Here is a 24,126-nt window from a genome sequence, read left to right as displayed (position 1 = left end):
GTATTCAAAAAAGCAACCAGCAACCAGCAACCAGTAGCCAGCAACCAGTAACCAGCAACAAAATATAAAAAAATGTACAGAACGCATAACTGCGGAGCGCTCCGCCTCGAAGATGCAGGAAAAGAAGTGGTTTTGAGTGGATGGGTTCAGAATTCCAATAATTTGGGACACATGAATTTTGTTCAATTGAGGGACCGTTACGGGATCACCCAGTTGAATTTTAATAAAGATGATGACGAGACTTTGCTGGAACAGGCGGGAAAGCTGGGGCGCGAGTTTGTGATCAATGTAAAGGGTATTGTCCGGGAACGAAGCAGCAAGAATCGGAATATCCCCACCGGTGAAATTGAGATCCAGGTGAAAGAACTGACGGTTTTGAACAGTTCCAAAGTGCCTCCGTTTACCATTGAAGATGAATCGGATGGGGGAGATGAATTGCGGATGAAATACCGTTATCTCGATTTGCGTCGCGGACCGGTACAAAAGAGTATCATCTTCCGTAGCAAGGTGGCTATGGAGTCACGGAATTATTTGGCTTCCCAGGGATTTATCGAAGTGGAGACGCCGTTCTTGATCAAAAGTACGCCGGAGGGAGCACGGGATTTTGTGGTGCCAAGTCGTATGAACCAGGGACAGTTTTACGCTTTGCCTCAATCGCCTCAGACGTTTAAACAGCTGCTGATGGTAGCGGGCATGGATAAATATTTCCAGATCGTAAAGTGTTTCCGTGATGAGGATTTGCGTGCCGACCGACAGCCGGAATTTACGCAAATCGACTGCGAGATGGCTTTTGTGACCCAGGAAGATATTCTCAATACTTTTGAAGGTCTGACCAAACATGTATTTAAGCAAACGCTTGGATTGGAGTTGGGAGACTTTCCCCGTATGTCTTATGATGAAGCGATGCAGCGTTACGGATCTGATAAACCGGATATTCGTTTTGGGATGGAATTCGTGGAGCTTAACGAAGAAGCGAAGGGCAAAGGGTTCAGTGTGTTTGATGACGCAGAATTGGTGGTTGGAATCTGTGTGGAAGGACAGGCGGAAGCTTATTCCAATAAAGATATAAAGACCCTGACAGAGTGGATGCAACGTCCTCAAATCGGGGCGAAAGGATTGGTGTATGTCAAGTTTATGGAAGATGGCAGCGTGAAATCTTCCATCGGTAAATTCTTCTCTGATGAAGCATTAATGGCCTGGGGCGAAAAATTTGGCGCCAAGCTGGGTGATGTCCTGTTCATCCTTTCGGGAGAAGAGGAAAAAACACGCAAGCAACTCAGCGAACTTCGGCTTGAAATGGGCAGGAGACTGGGATTGATGAAGGCCGGGGATTTCAAACCACTGTGGGTGCTCGATTTTCCTCTGCTGGAATGGGATGAGGAGTCAGGCCGTTTCCACGCGATGCACCACCCGTTTACTTCTCCTAAGAAAGAAGATATGGACCGCATGCTTACCGGTGACCATGAATCGATGAAAAGCCTGCGTGCCGATGCTTATGACCTTGTGATCAACGGGTCTGAAATCGGCGGTGGGTCTATTCGTATTCACGACAGGAAGTTGCAGGAAAGAAACTTTAAACTATTAGGATTTACACCGGAAGAAGCCGAAAATCAATTTGGCTTCCTGATGGGGGCTTTTGAATATGGAGCGCCTCCACACGGCGGTATTGCTTTCGGTTTTGACCGTTTGTGCGCTGTATTGAGTGGTCAGACATCGATCCGTGATTTTATTGCTTTCCCTAAAAACAACCAGGGCCGTGATATGATGATCGATGCTCCTTCTGCTGTGTCTGATGAGCAGATGGTAGAATGGGGGTTGAAGCTGGATTTGAAAAAATGATGATTTGATGTGCGGATGTGCGGATGAATAAGGAGACATCTTCGTGCGATGGCTTGAGGGAAGGCAGAAAGGTGTTTTCTTGTGGCATGCTGACAAACATTAATGCTGTGATAAAAAAAGCCACAGGGATTCGGTTGAATCTTTGTGGCTTTTTTATTTAGCTATTTTAAAATGATCAGTGATTATCCGGCACGACCATCAACAACCCTTCGAATTCCAATTGTGGATTCTTAATTTGAATTTCGGCTTGTTTTTGTTTGTCGAAGCGGTAATCTGTGTGGATATTTTTCACCGAAGGCAAGTCAGACAGAATATCCTCAAGGCCGCTTAAATTCGGGCAATCGGACAGGAAGATATTTTGCAATTGAGTTAATTGGCGCATATCTTCAGGCAGGTTTTGGAGGTCGTTGAAATAAGAAATACTAAGACTATGCAGTGAAGGAAAGGAAGGGAAGATGCCTTCCGAGATGTTGATGATATTCGTCTTTTTGAGTTTTAAAACTTCCAGGTTTGGGAATGATTTTAGCAAAATCAGGTCCTGTTCCGACAGGTTTTCGAGATCCAGATTTCTTACCTCCTCACGGTATTGCAAAGCTTCAGGGAGGGATTTAAATACTTTGGTACTCACGTCCGGTTCGTAAATGACTTTTCCGGAATCCAGGTTGATTATTTTGGACACTCCTGTACTGAAAGTGTTGTTGTCGGTGTAATAAACCAATAAATTACCTTCAACTTTTGCAGTATAAGGGAGATTATCCACCTCATAAGTCGGCTTGAGGTTTTCGGTATTGTAAAAAACAAGACTTTTCTCTTCGGTCTCAGTGATTTTCAGGGCGAGTAAGTATTTACCCATAAAATCAAGGGGCATTATTTTTTTTACCCCTTTGCCGGGTTCAAGAGTGACCACCTCATATTGGTGATCGTAAAGGACAGGAAAAGGTTCTTTGCTTCCCTTTGGGGCGTCGTTAAAAATGAAATAAGCGTACTCATCGGTTTTATAGACGGCAGGAAAAGTCAACATTTCCATTGCATTGATTCGTTTGTTTATCTTTTCGCTGATTTTTAGTTTTTCCTCTTTGTAAGTTGGACGGCCATTGGCATCGGTAAAAGGCCACAGGTCACTTTCTCTTTGACTATGGGCTCCATCCGGGCGAAGGTAAATGGTGGAATAACTGTTGCCTGTTTTTAATGACAATTGCCAAATACCTCTATCGAAATGATTAATACGCCTGATGTCCCCGGGGATTTCCTGTGAAAGGTTGACCAATGTTTTGCCCGTGGGATCGATCATCAACCAGTCGCCTTGCCCATCGTCTAATTGAACCACTGCACTTCCTTCTCTGAAATGACTCGCTTCCCAGAATTTTTTGCCGTCAAACATTGGGTTTCCATGTTTGTCGATATAGTAGATTACGGAAGCATTTCTCCGGTTTTCGAATTGTTCATATACCCTGAAAAAACCATTCCGAAAGGGGGACACCCAATTGATGTCGCCTCCAAGGTCGCGGACCATTTCTCCTTTTCGGTCGATCAGATAATAATGCAGATCATCGCCTACAGGCAAAACATCCCCTGAAAAATCCACGAAATAAAAATTACTCAATTTGAAAGGTTCATTGGTTTCCCGAACGGTGGGGTCATGGCCCGGAGGCAGTGTAAAAAGCACGGTTCCCTGGTCGTTTATACAAGTGAATCCTTGTTCACGGGACTGGCGTACGACCATTGCCTGGTCTTGTGCGGAAATACGGGAGGTAGTGAGGAGTAGAAAAAATTGAAGGACGAAAAGCAGTGGATATCGGTGCATTATTGAGTGGTTTCTTTTGTCAGTAATGGGCGGTAAAGATATAATTTTTTAAAGAATAAAAGACTGACGGAAACTACTTCCAACAGTCTTTTATTAAATAGAACCACAGAACCTGCCTTACTGCGACAGCAGGCAAGGTTTCCGATATCCAGGGTAGAATCAAGAAGGGATTTTCTATCCTTTTTTTGCCAGATACAAATAGTCAAGATAATAAATGACCTTAAGCGAAAGCTGGTTACTTTGAGGGCCTGTAAACAAGGTGTTAAGGTTGTCAAAATACTGCATGTCCACCTGGTCGCCGTCGTTAAAAATGGCATTTTTCCAAACCACAAAAATATCACTTCCCGGGGCAAAACGCCAGCGGTACTGAAGGTCGATGTTAAAAGCATTGAAAGTAAAATTATTCGCCTCGTTATAGTCGGTATCTGTGAGGGTTCCGTCTTCGGATAACAGGTGGTAGCTGGAATACTTGCCTTTGGTCCAATAGTGATACAGGTTGAAGGAAAGGGCCATTTTGTTATTGAAATTATAACTGGCCCAGGCGTTATTAGTCACCGTGGTCCGGTCTCTTCTTCCAAAAATTACGTCGGGCACTTCATCCAGATCGTTTTCAAAAATATGGTTCACAAAACCGACCTGTCCTTTGGCAAATTCCTTTTGTGTGGAAACGCCAAATGAAAATTTATCGCTCACCCGGAACGAAGGTCCAACGACGATTCTCCAGTCGTATCTGTCTTTTTCATTGGTATTGGCAATTCTTCCATTGATCCAAACCCGCAACCGCTTCCTTCGGTCGGAATTGATATTAAATCCAAGGCTGGCATTTGTAGGAGATTCATAATAACGACCTTCGGCCCGGGGTTCAAAAAAATCATAGCCTTTTACCGGCTCGAAATAGGTCCAGGCATTCAGATTCCAAAAATTCTTGGTTTGCCCCCAGGCCCATATTTCTACGCCCAGTCCTGTGAAATTATTGGGGTTGTACAGTCGGGAATAGTAGGCGGAACCTCCAAACTGAATCCTGTTAAAACGGCCTTTGGGTTCGAAAATGCTGTATTCCACATTAAAATTTGCTGATCTTTCATTGTTGCTGAATATAAACCCCAGGTCATTGGGGTCATACGTGTCGCTTTCGATATTGTACCCCAGGCTCCAGTTCCAGTTGCCGCTGATTTTTTTGATGCCTACATTATAGTTATATCCGAGGGCGGTGCTGTCACCGTAATATTTTTGGCTCAAAACGCCCTGCCCTTCAATGCCGTAACTTCTTTTGTTATTGATCAGGTCAAAAACAGCACCGGTGACATTGGCGTCATAATCATCTCCAAATCTCAGGGTGGTGGCATTGATTAAGGAGACCGAGGAATTATTTTTTAAATTCTGATCCAGAACCAATACATTATAATTGCTCAGGGGGGAAGTTTCCATTTCATGGGTTACGCCTTCGACATCCCTGACCGTTGCGGTTTGTTTTTTGGCTGTAGCGTTAAACCAACCTATGCCCAATCCATGGGTGGTTCGTCCTGACAGTTTGGTTGCATTCAATAATTGGGTTTCTGTAGGATTACTGACGACCACTTCTCCCTCTTTCAGGTTTTCTTCCACTTCCCAGTAGTGAAGCGGTTCTCCGCCAATTCTTCGGGAGTAGAACAAATTTCCTTTGCTGAACAGCTCGGTTCCTTCTGTGAAAAATTGACGGTTTTCATCATACCTGACTTCAAAAGGGCTTAAATTGAGGACCTCCTGATCAGACCTGGCCTCTCCAAAATCGGGGATGAGGGTCATGTCCAGGGTGAAGGCATCGTTGATCCCGTATTTGATGTCCATCCCTGCGTTGAAAGATCTTCCGAAATTGTTATGCCCGTTTTCGTCTTTGGAATGGAGTCCGTATAAAGCCAGGAAGGGCGTTGCCGAAAGCCTGACCGGGGATTTTATGCCTACAATGCCGGTGAGCAATCCTGATTGATTGAGAAAGCCATCGATCTTGGGGTTGATCTCACTCCAAAATACTTTTTCCTGGGTTCGGTCGATTTTCCTTCCGAAATTAATGTGCCAGAGTTGTTCTTCCTTATTGGGAAAACGCAAGGCAGAGTAGGGGATTTTTATTTCGGCCACCCAACCATTTTCCACTATTTTTACCGCGCTGTTCCAAATGGCATCCCATCCCTCATCTTCTCCGTTGGGGCTGGCCTTGGCATCAAACTGGACGCCCGCTGCGGTGACGATAAATTCTTCACCGTTTATTCCTCCTTTATAGGAGTCAATGAAAACACCAAACCAGTCGGCACTGCCAATGCCATCCCGCTCCACCAATTCATGACGGATACTGTCGGGCTGATTGTCGTACATCATGGCGCTGACGTAGAGGCCGGTATTGTCGTAAAGTACTTTTACATGGGTAGGGAAGGTGGCTTTTTTTCCAAAAGTCGGGTCGAGGGTGATGAAGTCTGTGGCATAAGAAGTGGCTGATTCCCAGGCTTGATCGGAAAGGTCTCCATCAATCACAGGCCCTTTTTCGACTCTGTAAGCAGTTATCTGTTTTTTAGATAAATCAAGACTGGCGGCTCCCTGGGAAAACAAAGAAAATATGGAACAGCAGAGCGCAAGGGTTAATAGTGGTTTTTTCATCAGGTGAATAAAGTTTAAAAAAAAAAGAAAAACACAAGCAAGAAATGTTGAAAAATAAATGTGATTGCAGGAGCCATTCAAAATCACAAAAATTCATTTAAAATTTACAATTTCTCCAGGGTTTTCTGTTAGCAATAAAATGATCAAATAGTCCGGAAATTAAAGACAACCATTATTTTTTCGGGTTGCAAAAATACCGTTTTTTCTAAAAAAAACTTCACTTATGGTTTCCATTCCCAAATCATAATCACCCATTTCTTTTCATCAGGCGAGGTATAGGTGTTGAGATGATCAAACCCGACTTTTTGGTGGGCGCGTATAGATCTATTGTTTAATACATCAACTTCAGTAATGACGCAAGGATGCCTATGGGCATATTCCAGTTTCATCCTTTGGTACAATCCCTCAAAAATGCCCTGTCCGCGGTAGTTTTTATCGATGCACACCTGGCCCATGACGATATAGTCGATGGATGAAAGGGCCTTGTTTTTATACAACAGCCCGTTTATTTGATCAAACATTGGAACCAAAACGGGGATTTGATCTCCAAAAACCTTGTCCATGGTTAATGAATACCCTATGACTTTTTGCCTGTCTTTCGCGATGATGTGTGGGGAATGGTCGTTCATGGATTTCAGCAACTCCGGGGAATGCTGAACCGTAACGAAACCTTCTTTTTGCCTTTCCTCTTTTGAAATAACATGAGGGAGGTTAGCCGACTGGAGGGCAAGGATTTGTTGAAGCTCGGAAGGTGTTCGGGCCGTTTCGTATCGGATCATTCTAAAAATTTACGCTAAATTAGGATTATTTGACTTTATCTTGTCTTTTGTTTTATTAACTTCAACGCTGGTTTCGTCAATTTTTAGCCTTGAAATTAATAAGATGATTGAAAAAATCAGACAAAGTCATTTGGATTCCTTTGGAAGTGCCCCTTTGATGCTCAAAGTACCTTCCAGGATCAACCTGATCGGGGAGCATACGGATTACAACCTGGGCTACTCCCTGCCGGCAGCGGTAGGTCAGTCCATGATTTTTGGCTTTAGCCACAACGATAATGGGTTCATGAACATCGAGGCCTGTAACATTGGTGAGCGGATCCAATTTTCCATTTGGGAACATGATTATCCCGAGGGCAGCTGGACCGGTTATTTTAAGACCATTATCACGGAATTGAAAGAAAGAGATTTCGAGGTGGACGGCATCAATTGTACTTTTGGGGGAGATATCCCCATCGGGGCGGGTATGTCGTCTTCGTCGGCCCTGAATTGCGGGTTTCTTTACGGCTTGAATGAATTGTTTGGCTGGAAACTTACCAACCGGGATATCATGTTCATCGCCCAGGCTGCGGAACATCGCTATGGTGTAAAAGGAGGGCTGATGGATCAGTACACCATTCTCAATGGCCGGAAGGATCACGCTTTGCTGCTCGACTTTAAAACCCTCACCCATACCCTGGTGCCTATGTTCACGGGAGATTATCATTTCGTATTGTTCAATACCTGTGTGAAACATAGTCTCGTGCATTCTCCTTATAATCAAAGAAGGCATTCCTGTGACAGGGTACTCAAATTGCTCCACGAGGACAATGTTTACATTCAATCCTACCAGGATTTTGATGAACATACCCTTGACCTGTATCGAAACCAGATTAAAAAAGATGATTTTATCAAGGCCCAATTTGTGCTGAGGGAGAATGACAGGGTATTGAAAGCTGCCGAAACCCTGAAATCCGGAGATTTGAAGACCTTCGGCCAATTGTTGTGGCAGTCACATGAAGGATTGAGAAATGACTATGAGGTGAGTTGTGAAGAATTGGATTTCCTGGTCGATCATATTCGGGAAAAGGGTGGTGTGCTGGGCTCGAGAATGATGGGCGGTGGCTTTGGCGGTTGCACCATCAACCTCATTCACAAAGACCACATTAAAGAGATCTGGAACGATCTGGACCAGGCATACCATCAACAATTTGGCATCCGGGCAGAGATGTTCGAAGTGGAAGTGGGGGAGGGGATTAGGTTGCTTGATGCTGGTTGCTAGTTACTTGTTACTGGTTGCTCGTTGCTGGTTTTTCGAGGTGACCTCTTCGCCGGGGAGCTGATCCGCGCTGGCAAAAGGTGTCGTTTTGTACTGGTTACTGGATGCTGGTTGCTCGTTGCTGGTTTTTCGAGGTGGCCTCTTCGCCGGGGAGCTAAACCGCGCCGGCAAAAGGTGTCGTTTTGTACTGGTTACTGGATGCTGGATGCTGGTTGCTGGTTTTTCGAGGTGGCCTCTTCGCCGGGGAGCTGAAAATGCATGGTTGGTTCTCGCAGATGGAACAAAGTGACATTCCGTACTTATTGAGTTATTGGTTTTTAAAATTTAACCGCCGAATATAATCAGGTGCAGCGCACCTTAATCTTTGTCACCAAACAAGGGGGAAGAGGATTCAAGGTGCAGCGCACCGCAACCTAAATCTCCAACCATAGAAAAAATATTGCGGTAGCCTGTCCTCGGTATACGATGCCGGGATCTCCCTTTGGTCAGTTTATCATTTAAAATTTCCCTCACTGCCTTTTTGCATGAATTTCTTCGAAGAAAATATCGTCATTCGGGATATCGAATTGCAGCTCCGTCGGAGTGAGGTTGTTGCTCATTAAAAACTGGACGGTACCGAAATCAAACCAGGCGTGTTCTTCATTCCATTTAATTTCAAAAACATCATGGTGCCAGTGTTCCAGGGTGGCATTGAGGTCCGGAGCCGTTTTGAAGTGAAGTCCGAGTTTGCCCTCATTTTCCACTACCTCAATATCTCCATAAAGATCATCATGGTAAACCCCGGTGTAGGCTTCCAGGCTTAATGTCGGAGTAGTGCCGGGGATGCGTTTGGCTTTGCGTTCTGTTATCCGTTCGATTTTGCTCTTTTCCCAATCTTTCGTTCTTTCCAGGTTCTGGCGGCTCCAGTCGGTTTCTTGAAGGCCGAAAAAATGATCAAGCGTGTAGTAGGTCAGCGAGCCGGAAATTCCCTTCATGGAATTGGTCAGCACCACGATGGCCATGTTTTCTTCCGGTACGATGGTGACTTGTGAGTACATGCCGTCATAACCGCCCCCATGGCTGTACACCATTCTGCCCCCATGATCGTAGTAACTCCATCCCAGCGCATATCCCGCTACATGTCGCGTCGGATAAATTTCCTTAGTGCGCGCACTGACGGTATAGTTGTTATGAGGCTTCCAGAAAGTTTCCTGTGCCTGCAGGCTAAAGATTTGTTCCTCGTTTACCGTGCCGTGGTCGAGTTGCAGCTGGCACCATTTCAGCATATCATTCACACTGGAGACGATGCCCCCCGCGGCGCCCATATTGTCCCAGTTGACCCAGGGAATGGGATGGTTGACTCCTTCGTCATTGGGTTTGTGGGGAGTAGCCACATTGGCCATATTCCGGAGTGGTACAACGGACGTCTGGGTGCGGGTCATTCCTGTGGGATCCAGAATGTGCTCGCGGATGAACTCCGCCCACGTTTTGCCGCTCACCGCTTTGATGACTTCTCCGGCGGTGATAAACATCAGGTTGGAATAACCGTAACCATCGCGGAAGCCATAAGCCTGCGGCAGATATTTGATGTGTTTGATGGCGTCTTCCGCGGTGTATTCACTTTTGTACCAGATGACATCCCCGCTGAAAGTGCCGAGCCCGGCCCGGTGGCAAAGCAAATCCCTTATCGTCACGTGAGCCGAGACGTAGGGATCATACAATTCAAAATAAGGCAGATATTTCGTGACCGGGTCATCCCATTTTATCTTGCCTTCATCCACCAGGATACCGATGGAAGCGGAGATGAACGCCTTGGTGTTGGACGCAATGGCATAAAGCGTATTGCCATCGGGCCGGGCCGGTTTGCCGGCTTCGAGTTGGCCGTACCCTTTCGCCAGGATCACCTTGCCATCCTTGATGATGCCGACGGACATGCCCTCTACCTGCCAGTCCTGGCGGGCTTTTTCAAAATATTGATCCAGGGTTTTTACCTCTGTTTCCTGGGCGAAAACGGGAAAACCGGAAAAGATAACGAATACAATAACAAGGATTTTGTGCAGGTGATTATTTTTCATTTTAGGATTTGTTTTTAATGTAACCCAAAAAAAAATAATGGGTGAAAAATTATTTCGTTTCAATTTAATCAGAACCTGGGAAAACAACAATAAATTGGCAGATCAAATGAATACTTTTTGATTAAACCAGTATTTTATTTAACTTTAGATATTTAAATTATTATTTTCGAAATAACACCACATGAGAGGATTAGCTTTTTTGGTCTTTCTGTTGTTTTGTGCCTTTCTGCTTTGGGCCAGGCACTTTTATGTATGTAATGTCAAACAGTTATGCGGGGAGGAAATTCCGGAGGAAGTCCGATTGAAAACGCTGCAACTCAAGGATGACGGCGTCACCATCCTTCAGGGATATGATGAATTTGCCTTTGATAAGGATTCTACCGCTCCGAGACTCAATGCCAACAACGAATCTTTCCTCGACACTCTCGCCATGATACTGAAAGCCGACTCCACCAAAAAGCTGACCATCACCGCTTTTTACCGGGAGAGCGAAAAGGAACTTCAGCCCGGTTTTTTTGAGAATATGGGAATCGCGCGGGCCGACGAAATAAGAAAACTATTGGTACAACGCGGGATCAAGGAAGGCCACATCAGCCTCGATCATGGGATCAGCGAAGACGAGACCCTTTCGGCTCCCCTGGTTTTTGAAATGTACACCTCCAATGTGCCGGATGAGTTCGACAAGGTGCAGTTTACCTTTACCAATATGACTTTCTCCGATGCCAACTTTGCTTTTGATTCGGATGAATTCAAACCCGGTGAACCCTTCCACATGTACGCCGATTCCGTGAAAATATATTTCCAGCAGAATCCGGAAAAAAAGCTGACCATCATCGGTCATACCGACAATATCGGGGACAAAAAATACAATCTTGACCTGGGCATGCGCCGGGCCAGAAGCACCATGAAATATTTCCGCGAACTGGGCGTCACCGCAAAGATCGAAATCGATTCGAAGGGAGAAAAGCGGCCGGTAGCCTCCAACAATTCCTCGGAAGGCCGGCAAAAAAACCGAAGGGTAAACTTCGTCATCGAATAATTCCCGTTCTCAATAAGTCACTTTAACCTTTAGTCTTTAACTTTTAGTCTTTAAACTTTTACAACATGGATTTTACGCATTTTTTCGATAAGATGGAATCTCAGGAAAGTTACACGATATTGTTCATTAGCATCATCGCTTTCCTTTTTGGGTTATTGGTTGGTTTTCTTTTGAGGGCGGCCAGGGTCCGCAGTTTGAAAAAAGAACTTAAGGAGGCCGAGCAAAAAATGATCGATGCAGCGACCCAGCTGCACACCGCCCAGGAGGAACTGGTCAAAAAAAATAAAGCTCTCGAAGAGGCTCAGACTGAAGTGAGGGATATGGTGGATAAAATGGCCCTCATGGAAGCCGATAAAGAAAAACTCTTCAGCCAGGTGTACCAGCTCAACACGGAACTGGAAAAAATCCAGGCCACCAACCGAACCTATTCCAGCACCATCGAGGAACTCAGCGATCAGATCATTGGGCTGAAGACCCAGAATGAACAACTGGCGGACGACCTGGAGGAAGCTCGTAATACACCGACGGTGGTGGCTGCCCCGGTAGGGAATATCCAAAGCGAAACCCTCAGCCGTCTGGAAATATTTGAAGCCAAACTCGACAAACTGACCGCCGAAAACGAAATGCTCAAGGCCCGCATGACGAACGTGCAATCGGCTGCCGACGCCTCTGCTAGCACCCCGCTGGTGGTAGGTACGAACGCTCCGATACAGGCCAGTCTTGAAGAACCCGACCTGGGCATCAACACCGAAAAATCAGTCCTCAAGAAAAAGATCCTCACCGATGGGATGGAAAAAGACGACCTGACGAAAATCAGCGGCGTAGGCCCGTTTATTCAGCAGCAACTCTACGATGCCGGCATTTATTCCTACGAGCAGATCAGTCAGTTTGATGCAGCGAGGATAGAAAGCATCACCCGCGAAATCGGTTATTTCCCCGGAAAAATAGAAAAAGACGACTGGGTGGGCCAGGCCAAAAAACTGATGCTCGATCCCAATCCGACCCCCATCCCTGCGAAAAAATCCACCTATCCCACCGACGACCAGGACCTCAAGATCATTGAAGGCATAGGCCCCAAGATCGAAGAAATCCTCAAAACCGCCGGCATCAACAACTGGACGGAACTCTCCGCCAGCAGCCACAAACGCCTGCGCGCCATCCTCGACGAAGCCGGCAGCCGCTACAAAATGCACGACCCGGAAACCTGGTGCGAGCAGGCCACCCTCGCCGCCAATGGGAAATGGGAAGCGCTGAAGGTGTTGCAGGATCGGTTGAAGGGAGGGAGACTTTGATTGACGGGCATCGGAGTGTTTTTGGGCCGTGTTATAGGAGGAGCGTATTGGGGGGAAGATGGAAGATGCGGGCATTGGAGGCACAACCTACTTTTATCGGCTGTAAATTTTTCAAATGGTCGATAATCAAATTTTGAAGTAAAATTTTAAAAGTTATTTGTTTATTTTTGGATCTGTGGACATAATCAAACCATGAAAATTTTATCATAAAAACCAATAATAAATAGATATATTTAATGCAAAGTATATTTGACAAAGACACATTGAAACGTTATATTTCTGAAAATCGGTTAAAGGAATCGATTAGAAATCTATTGTTTAAACTTAATGAGTTCATTGATAATAACAAAGACCATGTGGATTACGAACATATTCGTAAACTTTCAGACTTATTAATAATAAATAGTGGGAAAATAAACGGATTGGAGCATGATAAAATGCTTGGGATTTTGGATAGAGAAACACAAAAGATTACTACGGCAGAAGTTCAACATGCTGTTTTATTCGTTATTGAACAACTTCCAAATCACTTTTGGAACCATAAAATTTCAGATAGACAACATTCATTTCGTACTCAATTAATAAAAAGTATTGAACTTCTTCATAAAGATACTAAATCGAAGTTTGCCTATGATATTTTCATCTGTTTTTCTACAAAAGACAGAGCAATAGCTCAACCTATTTGGGAAACATTTCGCGGATATGGTTTACGAGTGTTTGTTTCAGACGAAGACTTACAAAACACAGTTGGGTTTAATTTTTTAGATGAAATTGATAAAGCAATATCAAATAGTCAACATTTAGTTTTATTAGCTTCAAATAATGCTTTGCAATCAACATTTGTTCGAGATGAATATCAATCATTTTATTCAGATTGTCATGTAAAAAGTCCCGAGGAGAGGCTATTGATTGTATATAGACTCAAGAATTTTCAAATAAATGATCTGCCGCGGATATTAAAAACTAAACAAATCGCTAATTCTACGGAACAAATAATATCGACACTCATAAGTGAAGATCTTATTAAACAAAATGAAATAAACAGAAGCAAGGAAGTGTTTGTCAAAAAGGAAAAAATAAATCATGTTAATTCCTTTTCAACTATGGATTTAGATGAAATACAATTATATGAAAAATTTTCAAAGTTAATAGAATCTGATAACAGCAAAAATAATTCTGATATCGCAGATAAGGAAGATGCAGAATTACGTACTCAAAAATTTTTAGAAAAACAAAATTTAAAGATAACATCGGAAAAAAGTGCAAAAGAAATTGGGATGCCTTTGGCAGTTGCATTAACAATTTTAGGCTCAATTATTATATCAATTATATATATCAATGCTGACAAAAACCACGAAGAAGGTTTATTTGTTTTAATTTTTAGTGCAATTTTTACTTCTACTACTTTTAGTATTATATTTTATCAAATAGTTTGGAGGATTGTATATTTTATTAAAATAACTAATGCAAAATAAAATGAAGCAGTATTATTTTTTTGTAAATAACCAAAGGGTTGGGCCATTTTCAATTGATTTATTAAAACAAGGTCAAATTACCGAAAATACCTTAGTTTGGACTGACGGAATGCCAGATTGGCAAAAAGCAAAAGAGGTTACTGATTTTAATTCTTATTTTAATCCATCTTTTGTAAACACAAAATTGCCGCCACCGCCTCCGATATCACCTATTTTAATTGACAATCAGTTGTTGAATATTCGTCATAATCAAACCGTTGCGGATATGGTTGAAAAAGGATTATGTCCAATAACTGGAAAAAAAGGATTGGATACAACAATAACAATCCGAAAATGGCGAAGTTTTTTAAATTCTTTCTCTGTTCAAAAACTTGAAATACCAGTATCTAATGAAGGAAAAAAGATACACCATAAAAATTTGGGCACTGTTTGGGAGGTTATCGACAATGTAGGTGGATTTTTTATATATATTCCACTTTTGGGTGGATTTGTAATTTTATTTCTATTTCTGATGGGATTTACATATTGCTTACCTATATGGTTAATTTTAGATTTTTCTTTAGGTAAAAAAGTATTCGGTTTTGGGAAAATACGATTGGATTCTAATAGTAACCCATATTTAACTAATTGAAAACACCCCTGATGTTTGAAGCACACATCAAAAAAAAATAAAAGTCGATGGTCCAGGCCTGCCTGCTCCGCCGGAAGGCAGGCTTGTAGCTTTGGCCGAAATACGCATGTAAGGCTTGCCCTCTTTCAACCACCAGCAGGCCCGGTCCTCGATCTTCGGGGGAGAGGTGCATGAAAAGGCAGGAATGTTCCTGGATAACGGAGTTACCACACATTTGAAAAAACCGAATTGGATAAAATGAACAGAATTCTTTTTTTAATATTTCTTTCTATTCCAATATTCAGTTTTGGACAAATTGAAAATAAATGGCAACCTGACAGTATTTATACCAACCGACAAGTAAAGAAAATATTTGTATATGTGAATTCGCCAAAAGACTTGTCTGAAATCATAGAATTTGACCGAACTGGAAAAAGAATACGCTCGACAAAATATAGTGCTTCGTATAATCGAAAAACACGGAAAAGAAAATGGATTGAAAAAATAAACCTGTTTGACTATAACAATAAAAATCAGTTGGTTAAAATAATAGATTCGATTGGTCGGGATTCAATAATTTTTAAATATGGGACTAATGGTAAACTGACTTGGTCTCGAAAAAATTTGGGAAATTTTGTTTATGAAACTTCGTATAGTTATCAACCTTACGAATCTATTACTATAAGGAAAAAAGATTCAGTTATCGTATATAATAAGACTAAAGAATACGACAAAGACTTTTATGTAAGTAGGTTTTATGGATATTATTTTGAGCCAAAACTTAAAAAAGTGACTGACACAATAAACGGAATTCCTAACACAACTGCTTACAAGGACTACAAGGATTTAGAAAAATTTAAAGACGATAAAACCATAACGAATTTTTTCAACGACAAAGGTCAACTTATAAAGTCAGACGTCTATTCAAAGTTTATGAACGACCGAGAAAACGAGTACCAACTGACTTATAAATATTACGACAATGGACTTTTGAAAAGTATTCGCGGATATGTACCAAGATATTTTGAATATGAATATTGGGAATAAAAAACGTGTGGTAACAATGTATATAAAAAATAGGCGAAATAGTGCTGAATTTAAAGCTTTTAGCTCGTATCAAACTTTGTGCTTAACCGAAAGTTTGGTGCTTCGAAATCGCCTACTTTTCATATACTAACCGTTATGTGCCAGCTAGATAAATAGGAAATCAATTAATTGAAAAAGCTGTTATTGAATATAAGAAAATAGACAAATGGAATTGAGTTTTGACATTAGGGGAAATTTAGAACCATACCAAAAAATCGAAATTGAATTTGAAGAATTGAAAAATTATTTTTCAGATAGATTTGAAAATAGCGTTACACGTAAAGCTATATTTGACAGTTACGCTAAATATTTAATTGATTTTCAGAAAGAAGTAACTCCAAATTTCGTTCAATGGATTGATGGAAGTTTTATCACCAACAAAGAAAATCCTAATGATATTGACTTCGTAAATTTGATTGATTTTGACATTTACGAAAAAAATGAGCAAATTATTGAGGTAAAATTCAGAAAATACGGGGCAAAAAATAATTATCCCGGTGTAGATGCCTATTTTGTGAAAGTCTATTCGGAAGAACATGACAAAAGTTACATGACTGAATTCGACTTGGTTTATTGGCGAAATTGGTTCACTGAAACAAAAAAGAATCGAATGAAAAAGAAGTTCCCAAAAGGATTTGTCGAGATAAAATTTGGAACCAAAAATTAAAATGAGATGGACTCAAAAAAAATTCAGGAAAATATAGCCAGGGCATCGGACATTTTAGAGCAGATAAATAATCTTAATGAAATGGTTGATTTTCACAAAAATGAATCAAAAGAGTTAAGCATGATGCGACAATATGAAGCCATGCGTGAAGATTTCTTAAAAGAACTTGAAAACATCCTCACCGAATTTAAAATCAATATCAAAATTGACGGAATAGCTGCCTGATCCAGGAAGCCGGCACATAACTTGCGCTATACCCTCTGATGTTTGAAGCATCCCTCAAAAAAATAAAAGTCGATGGTCCAGGCCTTTTAGCTTTGACCGGAATACGCATGTACGGCTTGCCCTCTTTCAGCCGCCAGTAGGCCCGGACCTGGATCTTCTGTGGGAGAGGTGCATGAAAAGGCAGGAATGTTCCTGGATAACGGAGTTATAGCCCATTAAAATGAAGCATATTACAAACATAATAATTCTTGTTCTGATTAGTTGGGGATTACATGCTCAACAGATTGATACTTTTCTATTGCATCAACCGATTTCAAAATATGATACGATTATTTATAAACGTATAGTTCAATTTGACAATAATGATAGTCTTTATCATGTAGAGGATTATTTTGAAAATGGACAGATTCAAATGAAAGGAACATATAGTACATTTGATAAAACGGTTAAAGAAAATTATTGGTGCAATTATAGAACAAATACAAAACAAGGACTTTATCAGACATGGTATGAGAATGGAAATCCAGAAAGTAAATACAAATATCTTAATGGCAAAAAGAATGGACTTTGCGAGGAATTCTATTCAAACGGACAAATAAGTGATAGAGGATATTGGATACCTGATGAAATAAAAGGTAACACACGAGGAATGAGACATGGTAATTTTAAAGGTTGGTCAAAAGAAGGAGAATTACTATATGATTTTGATTACGACCATGGATTAAAAGTAAATCCAATTGATACCAATTACCATTACTTGATTTACACTCCTTCTGATTATAAGTCTGACACTTTAAAAAAATACCCTCTTATAATTTATCTTCATGGAGGTTCACATAGAGGAACAGATTTAAAAAAATTATACGGTTATGGAATACCTGACCAAATTTATCGAGGCAGAGAATTTCCTTTTATCATAGCATCTCCACAATGTCCCGCGTTGATACGTTGGTCAACTGATAATTGGTTTGAGAACTTTTTCGCTGAAATATCTACTAAATACCGAATAGATACAAATAGAGTATACCTGACAGGAGTGAGTCTTGGAGGAGCAGGAACATGGTATCTTGCAATAAAATATCCTGAAAAATTTGCTGCGATTGCTCCTATGAGCGGTTTTACAAGTCATATTGATTATATTTATAAAAACTCAAATAACTTGATAGATATTCCGATTTGGGCATTCCATGGAGTTATTGATGAGACTGTTCCAGTTGAAGAAACGGATAGAATGATTGAAAAGCTAAAAGGAAAAAATAAAAATTTGAAATATAGAAGATTGCCTGAGGTTGGACATTGGATTCAATGGTTAGTATATCCAGAGCAAGACTTGTATGATTGGTTTTTAAAACATGATAAAGGAGATAAATAATAACAGGCTATAACAATGTGTCATACGTAATGGCGGGGGAAGTAGTAAATATCAACGTTTGTGGCTCGCATCAACACCATCTCGGTTAGATAGCGAAAAGCTCCAGATGTTTGAAGCACACATCAAAAAAAAATAAAAGTCGATGGTCCAAGCTTTTAGGTTTGACCGAAATACGCATGTACGGCTTGCCCTCTTTCAGCCGCCAGCAGGCCCGGACCTGGATCCTCGGTGGGAGAGGTGCATGAAAAGGCAGGAATGTTCCTGGATAACGGAGTTAGCAGTAACCTTATGACACGACATACAATAATTTTAGCAATTTGCTTAACCCTACTTGGTTGCGGACAATCAACGGTCAAAGTTGATAACACGAATTCAGTGGACACGAGTTCCAAAATTGCAGACACTATAGCCCAAGCAAAAACTAATTTTCCAGACACATCCAATCAATATATTTATGACTTTATGAAAGTTGTTATTGCTGATCAAAAATTAGATTTAAGTTATGGGCTGACAGTTGAACCAGAGCAAGGTTGTGACTTATCAAAAGACGACAAGACTTTTTTGAAGACACTATTAATTGAAAAGTCTTTGCCCAAAAAGGAGACTGGAGACTGGAGAAATATGACAATAACAAGCAATCAACTTCCAAAATGTTTGACAAACGGAGATATTGATGAGATGTTATTACAAAAAGAGAGGTTATCAAATTTTACTTGGGACAATTCACGACTTGGTTTTAGCCCATCGAATGACAAAAATTGGTATTGCTTTTCTCGACCACTTTTCTCGAAGGACAGAAAAAAAGTTGTAATGATGATTAGAAGTTTATGTCCAGGACTCTGTGGAACAGGCTGGACAGTTGTGTTTACTAAACAAAATAATAAATGGACTTCACAAACTGGCGGACAATGGATACACTGACAAAAAGCAAGGCTCCTGCTAGCAGCAGCTACCCAAAAGGCGGGGTTTCGTGTTCCAAAGACAGTTTTGTGGTTAATCAAACATTGGTTTTTAAAATCAAGTTTTGTGGTAAAAGTCCCGCCCTTCGGGTAGCTGCAAAACGTTAGTGGCAATTAGAACAAACGAATGAAAATACCAAGAATCACAGGGATAATAGACCGTAGAATTCTTATCAATTACCAAATTGACCAGGAAATTTTGGAAAATTATTTACCGAAACCATTCAAGCCGAAATTAGTGAGGGGAAAAGGGATTGCGGGAATTTGTTTGATAAGACTTAAAGCAATACGACCCAAAGGACTTCCAAAACAAATCGGAATATCTTCTGAAAATGGAGCACACCGAATTGCAGTTGAATGGGAAGAAAATGGAGCACTTAAAGAAGGCGTTTATATTCCAAGAAGAGATACATCTTCACGACTTAATTCAATAGCAGGTGGAGCAATTTTTCCAGGTGTTCATCATTTAGCACGATTTTCGGTAAATGAAAATGATGGTACTTATGAAGTAAGCTTTGTAAGTGATGATAAAACTTCCTTGTCAATTAAAGCAAAAGAAACGGAAAATTGGAATGAAGAAAGCGTGTTTGAGAATTTAGATTGTGTGTCTAATTTTTTCGAACAAGGTTCGGTGGGTTATTCACCTGACAAAGGTGATTTTGACGGTCTTGAGCTAAAAGCAAAAAATTGGAAAGTATCGCTTTTAGAAGTAGAATCAGTTCAATCAAGCTTTTTTGAAGATGAAACTATATTTCCTTCTGGTTCGGTTAAATTTGATAATGCGCTACTAATGAAGGATATTGACCATGAATGGATTGGATTAAAAAAAATAAAAAGCCACTAACACTTCGTCGGGCAACATTAAAGCTAGTTTTATATGCTCGTTACACATCAAAATAACAACATTTACAAACCTTTAATTTTTCATTTCCATTATTAACAGGAAATTGTTATATTTACACTATATAATCGGGTGTTATCCGATTATCGAACATAATAATGACAGTATGGATTTTAGAACGATAATAAAGGAATATGCTGAATCCCCTATATCCAGGCATTTAATTTTAGAATTACTAAGTGATTACCAGAGTCCAAATGATAAAATTAGTGAACTACTAAAAAGCAAAGAGCTTATTTCTATTAGAAGAGGGCTATATCTAACCGGACCTAAAATGGACTTACCATCACCAGAACCATTTCTAATAGCGAATCACCTTAGAGGACCGAGTTATGTGTCACTAGAGTCCGCATTGTCTTATTGGAACATGATACCAGAAAGAGCTTATGAAATAAGTTCAGTAACCATAAAAACTTCAAAAATATATAAAACTCCAGTTGGACGATTTAGTTACCAACAATTAAAGATTCCTTATTATTCTTATGGAATAAAAAACATAAAATATTCATCTAAGCAAACAATGTTAATTGCTTCACCTGAAAAAGCTTTGTGTGACAAAGTTGTACTAACACCCAAAATTAATCTTAGAAGCATCAAACAAACGCAAGAATTTTTAATGGAAGACCTTCGTATGGATAGTGAAATATTAAGCTCATTAGATACGGATGTTATGGAATTATGGATTGAAAATGCCCCTAAAAAAAGTAGTCTGAAAATGCTTCTTAAAACGCTCATAGAATTATGATAAAAGAGTGGATAGAGGAATATAATCCTCAAAATGAAGAAGAAATATTATCTGCATTACGAGAAATAATGCAAGAAATTACTTTAGCAGGCTTATCAAGAACCGATTTTTTTGAGAAAGCGGCTTTGTATGGAGGAACCGCTCTCCGGATTTTTTATGGGTTGGATAGATATTCAGAAGATTTGGATTTTTCTTTACTTAATCCTGATTCTAATTTTTCAATTGAGCCCTATTTCAAGGCCATCCTGGATGAGTTTAAGTCCTTGGGACTGACTGTTAGCATTAAGAAAAAGACAAAACAAACAGCTATTGATTCTGCTTTTCTGAAAGCTGAAACAATATGGCAAGAAATTGTACTCGAAGATATAATCAAAGAAACCGGGGTGCGTTCCAACAAGACTTTAAAGATAAAAATAGAAGTTGATCGACAGCCTCCATTAAATTTCAAAACCGAAGAAAAGTTATTACTCCGTCCATTTTCATTTTATGTGAAATGTTTTACTAAACCAAGTTTATTTGCAGGTAAAATGCATGCCCTGCTATTTAGAAAGTGGAAAAATAGAGTCAAAGGAAGGGATTGGTATGACTTAGAATGGTATATTAGAAAAGGAATTCCTTTGGATGTAAATCATTTCTTAGCCAGGGCAAAAGACACAAAAGACTGGCAGGAAGATAGTATTTCTAATGAACAGATTATCGAACTATTAGATACGAAAATCAAATCAGTTTCTTTTAGTAGTATAAAAGAAGATGTTGTCAGGTTTATCAAAAATGATGAGGGTTTAAATATTTGGAGTCCTGAATATTTCAAAGATTTAGTAGAGAAAATTAAATTTGAGAATCCTTGATCATATCAAAAGATCAATATTCCGGAATTACCAGGTAAAAAAAACGAAAGCCCAATAATAAAGGCTGAAATCACTGGTGCACCCCTTTGATATTCGAAGCGTACCACAAAAAAATAAAAGTCGATTTTCGGAATAATATTGGATATTTTGATATGTGCTGCGGAACGGGTTATTTTTGGTCAGGTTATGTGATGAGCGCATTGGATCAAAGCTGCAAGCCTGTCCCTGGCGTAAGCAGACAGGCTGCGGCCATCGGTGGGGATCGTTAGCAATAAATTTATAAAATGTTTAAACAAATGAACAAATCAACCCTTCTACTGCTCTTTTCTCTGATTTTCTGTAGCATGTTTACGGTACCATTAAACGCCCAGGCCATTGAGGCTCCCAAAGGAAGCCCTGAATGGTTAATGGCCCGCTACGACAAACAGGAAGTGTACATCACCATGCGTGACGGTGTGCGCTTGTTCACCTCCATATATACGCCCAAAGACACCAGCAAAACCTACCCCATGCTGATGTCCAGAACTCCTTACAATATAGAACCACTCGGCCCGGACAAGTATTCTCCCCGCCTTGGCGGTTATGCCAACCTGGCCGAAGAAGGGTATATTTTCGTGTTCCAGGATGTCCGGGGCAAATATATGAGTGAGGGCGATTACATGGACGTGCGCCCCTACAATCCCCGGAAAAAAAGCAGCAAAGATATTGACGAAAGCAGCGACACCTATGATGCCATCGACTGGCTGATACAAAACGTACCCCACAATAACGGCAGAATAGGCATTCTGGGCATTTCGTACCCTGGTTTTTATTCCACCATGTCGCTGATAGATGCACATCCGGCACTGAAAGCAGTTTCGCCACAAGCACCCGTTACCAATTGGTTCATTGGGGATGATTTTCACCACAACGGCGCTTTCGCCCAGTTGGATGCCTTCCGGTTCTATTCCTCCTTCGGCAAGCCCCGTCCGGAGCCGACCAGGGAGAGACAGTCGGGCTACAGTATCCCCGGGCAGGACAACTACGATTTTTTCCTGAAACTGGGCGCCCTGAAAAATGCCACGGCACTGGTCTTTGGCGACACCATGGTATTCTGGAATCAAATGATGAGCCATCCGGACTATGACGATTTCTGGAAGTCCCGGAACCCGCTGCCACACCTGACCAATATCAAACCGGCGGTAATGACGGTAGGCGGCCTGTTCGATGCCGAGGATTGCTGGGGCGCCTGGCATACCTATGAGGCCATTGAAAAACAGAACCCTCCGTCTGTTTCCAACCGCCTGATGATGGGACCGTGGTCTCATGGACAGTGGGCAAGAGGAGATGGGGAAAACCTTGGCAATATTCACTTTGGAGCCCGTACGAGTGAACATTACAGGGCTGCCGAGCTGGAATTTTTTAATTATTACCTCAAAGACAAAGGCAGCATTCAGCTGCCGGAGGCCGATATTTTCATCACCGGTGAGAACCAGTGGCATTCGTTCGATTCCTGGCCGCCGAAAAACATAACTGAAAAAACGCTTTATTTCCAGCCGGGCAACCGCTTAATGATGCAACCACCCTCAGCCAAAGCCGGTTTTGACGAATACGTCTCCGACCCGATGAACCCGGTGCCCTACACGGAGGATGTTCATCTTCAACGCACCCGGGAGTACATGACCGACGACCAGCGTTTTGCCGCCCGCCGCCCTGATGTGATGGTCTATCAAACAGAACCCTTGACGGAAGATATGACGATAGTAGGTCCTTTCGATGCCGACCTTTTTGTGAGCACCACCGGTACGGATGCCGACTTTGTGGTCAAACTCATCGATGTGTTTCCCGACACCCTCACCAATTATCCGGCCAATGAAAAGGGCGTGCCCATGGCGGGATATCAAATGCTGGTGCGGGGAGAGATCTTTCGGGGCCGCTATCGGAACAGTTATGAAAAGCCGGAGGCATTCGTACCAGGAAAAGTCACCGAGGTGAATTACGAACTGCCCTCCATAGCGCATACCTTCAAAAAAGGCCACCGGATCATGGTGCAGGTGCAGAACTCCTGGTTCCCCCTGTTCGACCGCAATCCACAGCAAATGATAGATATTTACCACTGTTCGAATACAGATTTTCAAAAGGCAACCATAAGAATCTACAGCGAGGAAGGACATCCTTCGGGCATAAAGGTGAATCAGCTGGAGAAATAGGGGCGCAGGCTTCGGACTTTAATGTAGATCATTGCTCTGATGTTCCAAGCACACAACAAAAAAATAAAAAGTCGATGGTCCAGGCCTGCCTGCTCCGCCGGAAGGCAGGCTTGTAGCTTTGACCGAAATACGCATGTACGGCTTGCCCTCTTTCAGCCGCCAGTAGGCCCGGACCTGGATCCTCGGTGGGAGAGGTGCATGAAAAGGCAGGAATGTTCCTGGATAGCTTAGTTGTGTGCTATTATACAAGGGCTGAAATAAATTTCAAGAGCTAAGGTTCAAAAAGGTGAAATTACTAAAAAATGATCCTGAGTTTATAAGCATAATATTTGATAATCAATAAATTATGAACATCTGTC

The 24,126-nt window shown here is 41.5% G+C and carries 19 protein-coding genes; 15 read left to right on the top strand and 4 right to left on the bottom strand.

Annotated features, from left to right (window positions below):
- Nucleotides 1-72: 72 nt before the first annotated feature.
- The gene (aspS, locus tag H6571_24455; protein MCB9326903.1) at nt 73-1,839 is read left to right on the top strand and encodes an aspartate--tRNA ligase; all 1,767 of its coding nucleotides are present in this window, start codon (nt 73-75) and stop codon (nt 1,837-1,839) included.
- 175 nt (nt 1,840-2,014) lie between these two features.
- Here aspS and H6571_24450 read toward each other — a convergent pair whose 3' ends face one another.
- The 3 genes from H6571_24450 to H6571_24440 all read right to left on the bottom strand — a co-directional run bounded on the left by H6571_24450 (nt 2,015) and on the right by H6571_24440 (nt 7,050).
- Nucleotides 2,015-3,643, bottom strand: coding sequence for a leucine-rich repeat domain-containing protein (locus tag H6571_24450; GenBank protein MCB9326902.1), 1,629 nt, complete (start codon nt 3,641-3,643; stop codon nt 2,015-2,017).
- Between the two features lie 174 nt (nt 3,644-3,817).
- Nucleotides 3,818-6,271: a carbohydrate binding family 9 domain-containing protein gene (locus tag H6571_24445; protein ID MCB9326901.1), complete on the bottom strand. Its 2,454-nt coding sequence runs from the start codon at nt 6,269-6,271 to the stop codon at nt 3,818-3,820.
- 221 nt (nt 6,272-6,492) lie between these two features.
- A complete protein-coding gene (locus H6571_24440) occupies nt 6,493-7,050 on the bottom strand; it encodes a GNAT family N-acetyltransferase (protein ID MCB9326900.1) in 558 nt (185 codons plus the stop codon).
- Nucleotides 7,051-7,153: 103 nt separating this feature from the next.
- Here H6571_24440 and galK point away from each other — a divergent pair, with 103 nt between their 5' ends.
- A complete protein-coding gene (gene galK / locus H6571_24435; protein MCB9326899.1) occupies nt 7,154-8,308 on the top strand; it encodes a galactokinase in 1,155 nt (384 codons plus the stop codon).
- Between the two features lie 506 nt (nt 8,309-8,814).
- Here galK and H6571_24430 read toward each other — a convergent pair.
- Nucleotides 8,815-10,359 carry a serine hydrolase gene (locus H6571_24430; GenBank protein ID MCB9326898.1) on the bottom strand — a complete coding sequence of 515 codons (1,545 nt, stop codon included), beginning with the start codon at nt 10,357-10,359 and terminating at the stop codon, nt 8,815-8,817.
- A gap of 181 nt (nt 10,360-10,540) precedes the next feature.
- On the opposite strand from H6571_24430, the gene H6571_24425 reads away from it, so the two are divergent.
- From H6571_24425 to H6571_24365, 13 genes are all read left to right on the top strand, one after another.
- A complete protein-coding gene (locus H6571_24425; GenBank protein MCB9326897.1) occupies nt 10,541-11,398 on the top strand; it encodes an OmpA family protein in 858 nt (285 codons plus the stop codon).
- A 65-nt stretch (nt 11,399-11,463) separates the two neighbouring features.
- Entirely contained in the window at nt 11,464-12,690 is a 1,227-nt protein-coding gene (locus H6571_24420; GenBank protein ID MCB9326896.1) for a hypothetical protein, read from the top strand.
- Nucleotides 12,691-12,926: 236 nt separating this feature from the next.
- Entirely contained in the window at nt 12,927-14,165 is a 1,239-nt protein-coding gene (locus tag H6571_24415) for a toll/interleukin-1 receptor domain-containing protein (protein ID MCB9326895.1), read from the top strand.
- Nucleotides 14,155-14,796 carry a DUF4339 domain-containing protein gene (locus H6571_24410; protein MCB9326894.1) on the top strand — a complete coding sequence of 214 codons (642 nt, stop codon included), beginning with the start codon at nt 14,155-14,157 and terminating at the stop codon, nt 14,794-14,796. Before H6571_24415 ends, H6571_24410 begins: the two co-directional genes overlap by 11 nt.
- Nucleotides 14,797-15,033: 237 nt before the next feature.
- Nucleotides 15,034-15,822 carry a hypothetical protein gene (locus tag H6571_24405; GenBank protein MCB9326893.1) on the top strand — a complete coding sequence of 263 codons (789 nt, stop codon included), beginning with the start codon at nt 15,034-15,036 and terminating at the stop codon, nt 15,820-15,822.
- 205 nt (nt 15,823-16,027) lie between these two features.
- On the top strand, nt 16,028-16,528 hold the full coding sequence (locus H6571_24400; GenBank protein MCB9326892.1) for a hypothetical protein: 501 nt from the start codon (nt 16,028-16,030) through the stop codon (nt 16,526-16,528).
- Nucleotides 16,529-16,534: 6 nt separating this feature from the next.
- Nucleotides 16,535-16,753: a hypothetical protein gene (locus H6571_24395; protein MCB9326891.1), complete on the top strand. Its 219-nt coding sequence runs from the start codon at nt 16,535-16,537 to the stop codon at nt 16,751-16,753.
- A 220-nt stretch (nt 16,754-16,973) separates the two neighbouring features.
- Entirely contained in the window at nt 16,974-18,125 is a 1,152-nt protein-coding gene (locus tag H6571_24390) for a prolyl oligopeptidase family serine peptidase (protein ID MCB9326890.1), read from the top strand.
- 288 nt (nt 18,126-18,413) lie between these two features.
- Nucleotides 18,414-19,046 (top strand): hypothetical protein, encoded by a 633-nt coding sequence (locus H6571_24385; protein MCB9326889.1) that lies wholly within the window; start codon nt 18,414-18,416, stop codon nt 19,044-19,046.
- A gap of 165 nt (nt 19,047-19,211) precedes the next feature.
- On the top strand, nt 19,212-19,928 hold the full coding sequence (locus H6571_24380; protein ID MCB9326888.1) for a DUF2071 domain-containing protein: 717 nt from the start codon (nt 19,212-19,214) through the stop codon (nt 19,926-19,928).
- A gap of 163 nt (nt 19,929-20,091) precedes the next feature.
- Nucleotides 20,092-20,730, top strand: coding sequence for a hypothetical protein (locus H6571_24375; protein MCB9326887.1), 639 nt, complete (start codon nt 20,092-20,094; stop codon nt 20,728-20,730).
- Nucleotides 20,727-21,578 carry a nucleotidyl transferase AbiEii/AbiGii toxin family protein gene (locus H6571_24370; GenBank protein ID MCB9326886.1) on the top strand — a complete coding sequence of 284 codons (852 nt, stop codon included), beginning with the start codon at nt 20,727-20,729 and terminating at the stop codon, nt 21,576-21,578. The genes H6571_24375 and H6571_24370 overlap by 4 nt, the downstream gene beginning before the upstream one ends.
- Before the next feature lie 296 nt (nt 21,579-21,874).
- Complete coding sequence (locus tag H6571_24365; GenBank protein MCB9326885.1) at nt 21,875-23,767, top strand: CocE/NonD family hydrolase; 1,893 nt, start codon at nt 21,875-21,877, stop codon at nt 23,765-23,767.
- Nucleotides 23,768-24,126: the final 359 nt, after the last annotated feature.

This window comes from Lewinellaceae bacterium (genome assembly GCA_020636105.1).
GTDB lineage: Bacteria > Bacteroidota > Bacteroidia > Chitinophagales > Saprospiraceae > BCD1.
This window is presented reverse-complemented; position numbering and strand designations above follow the sequence as displayed.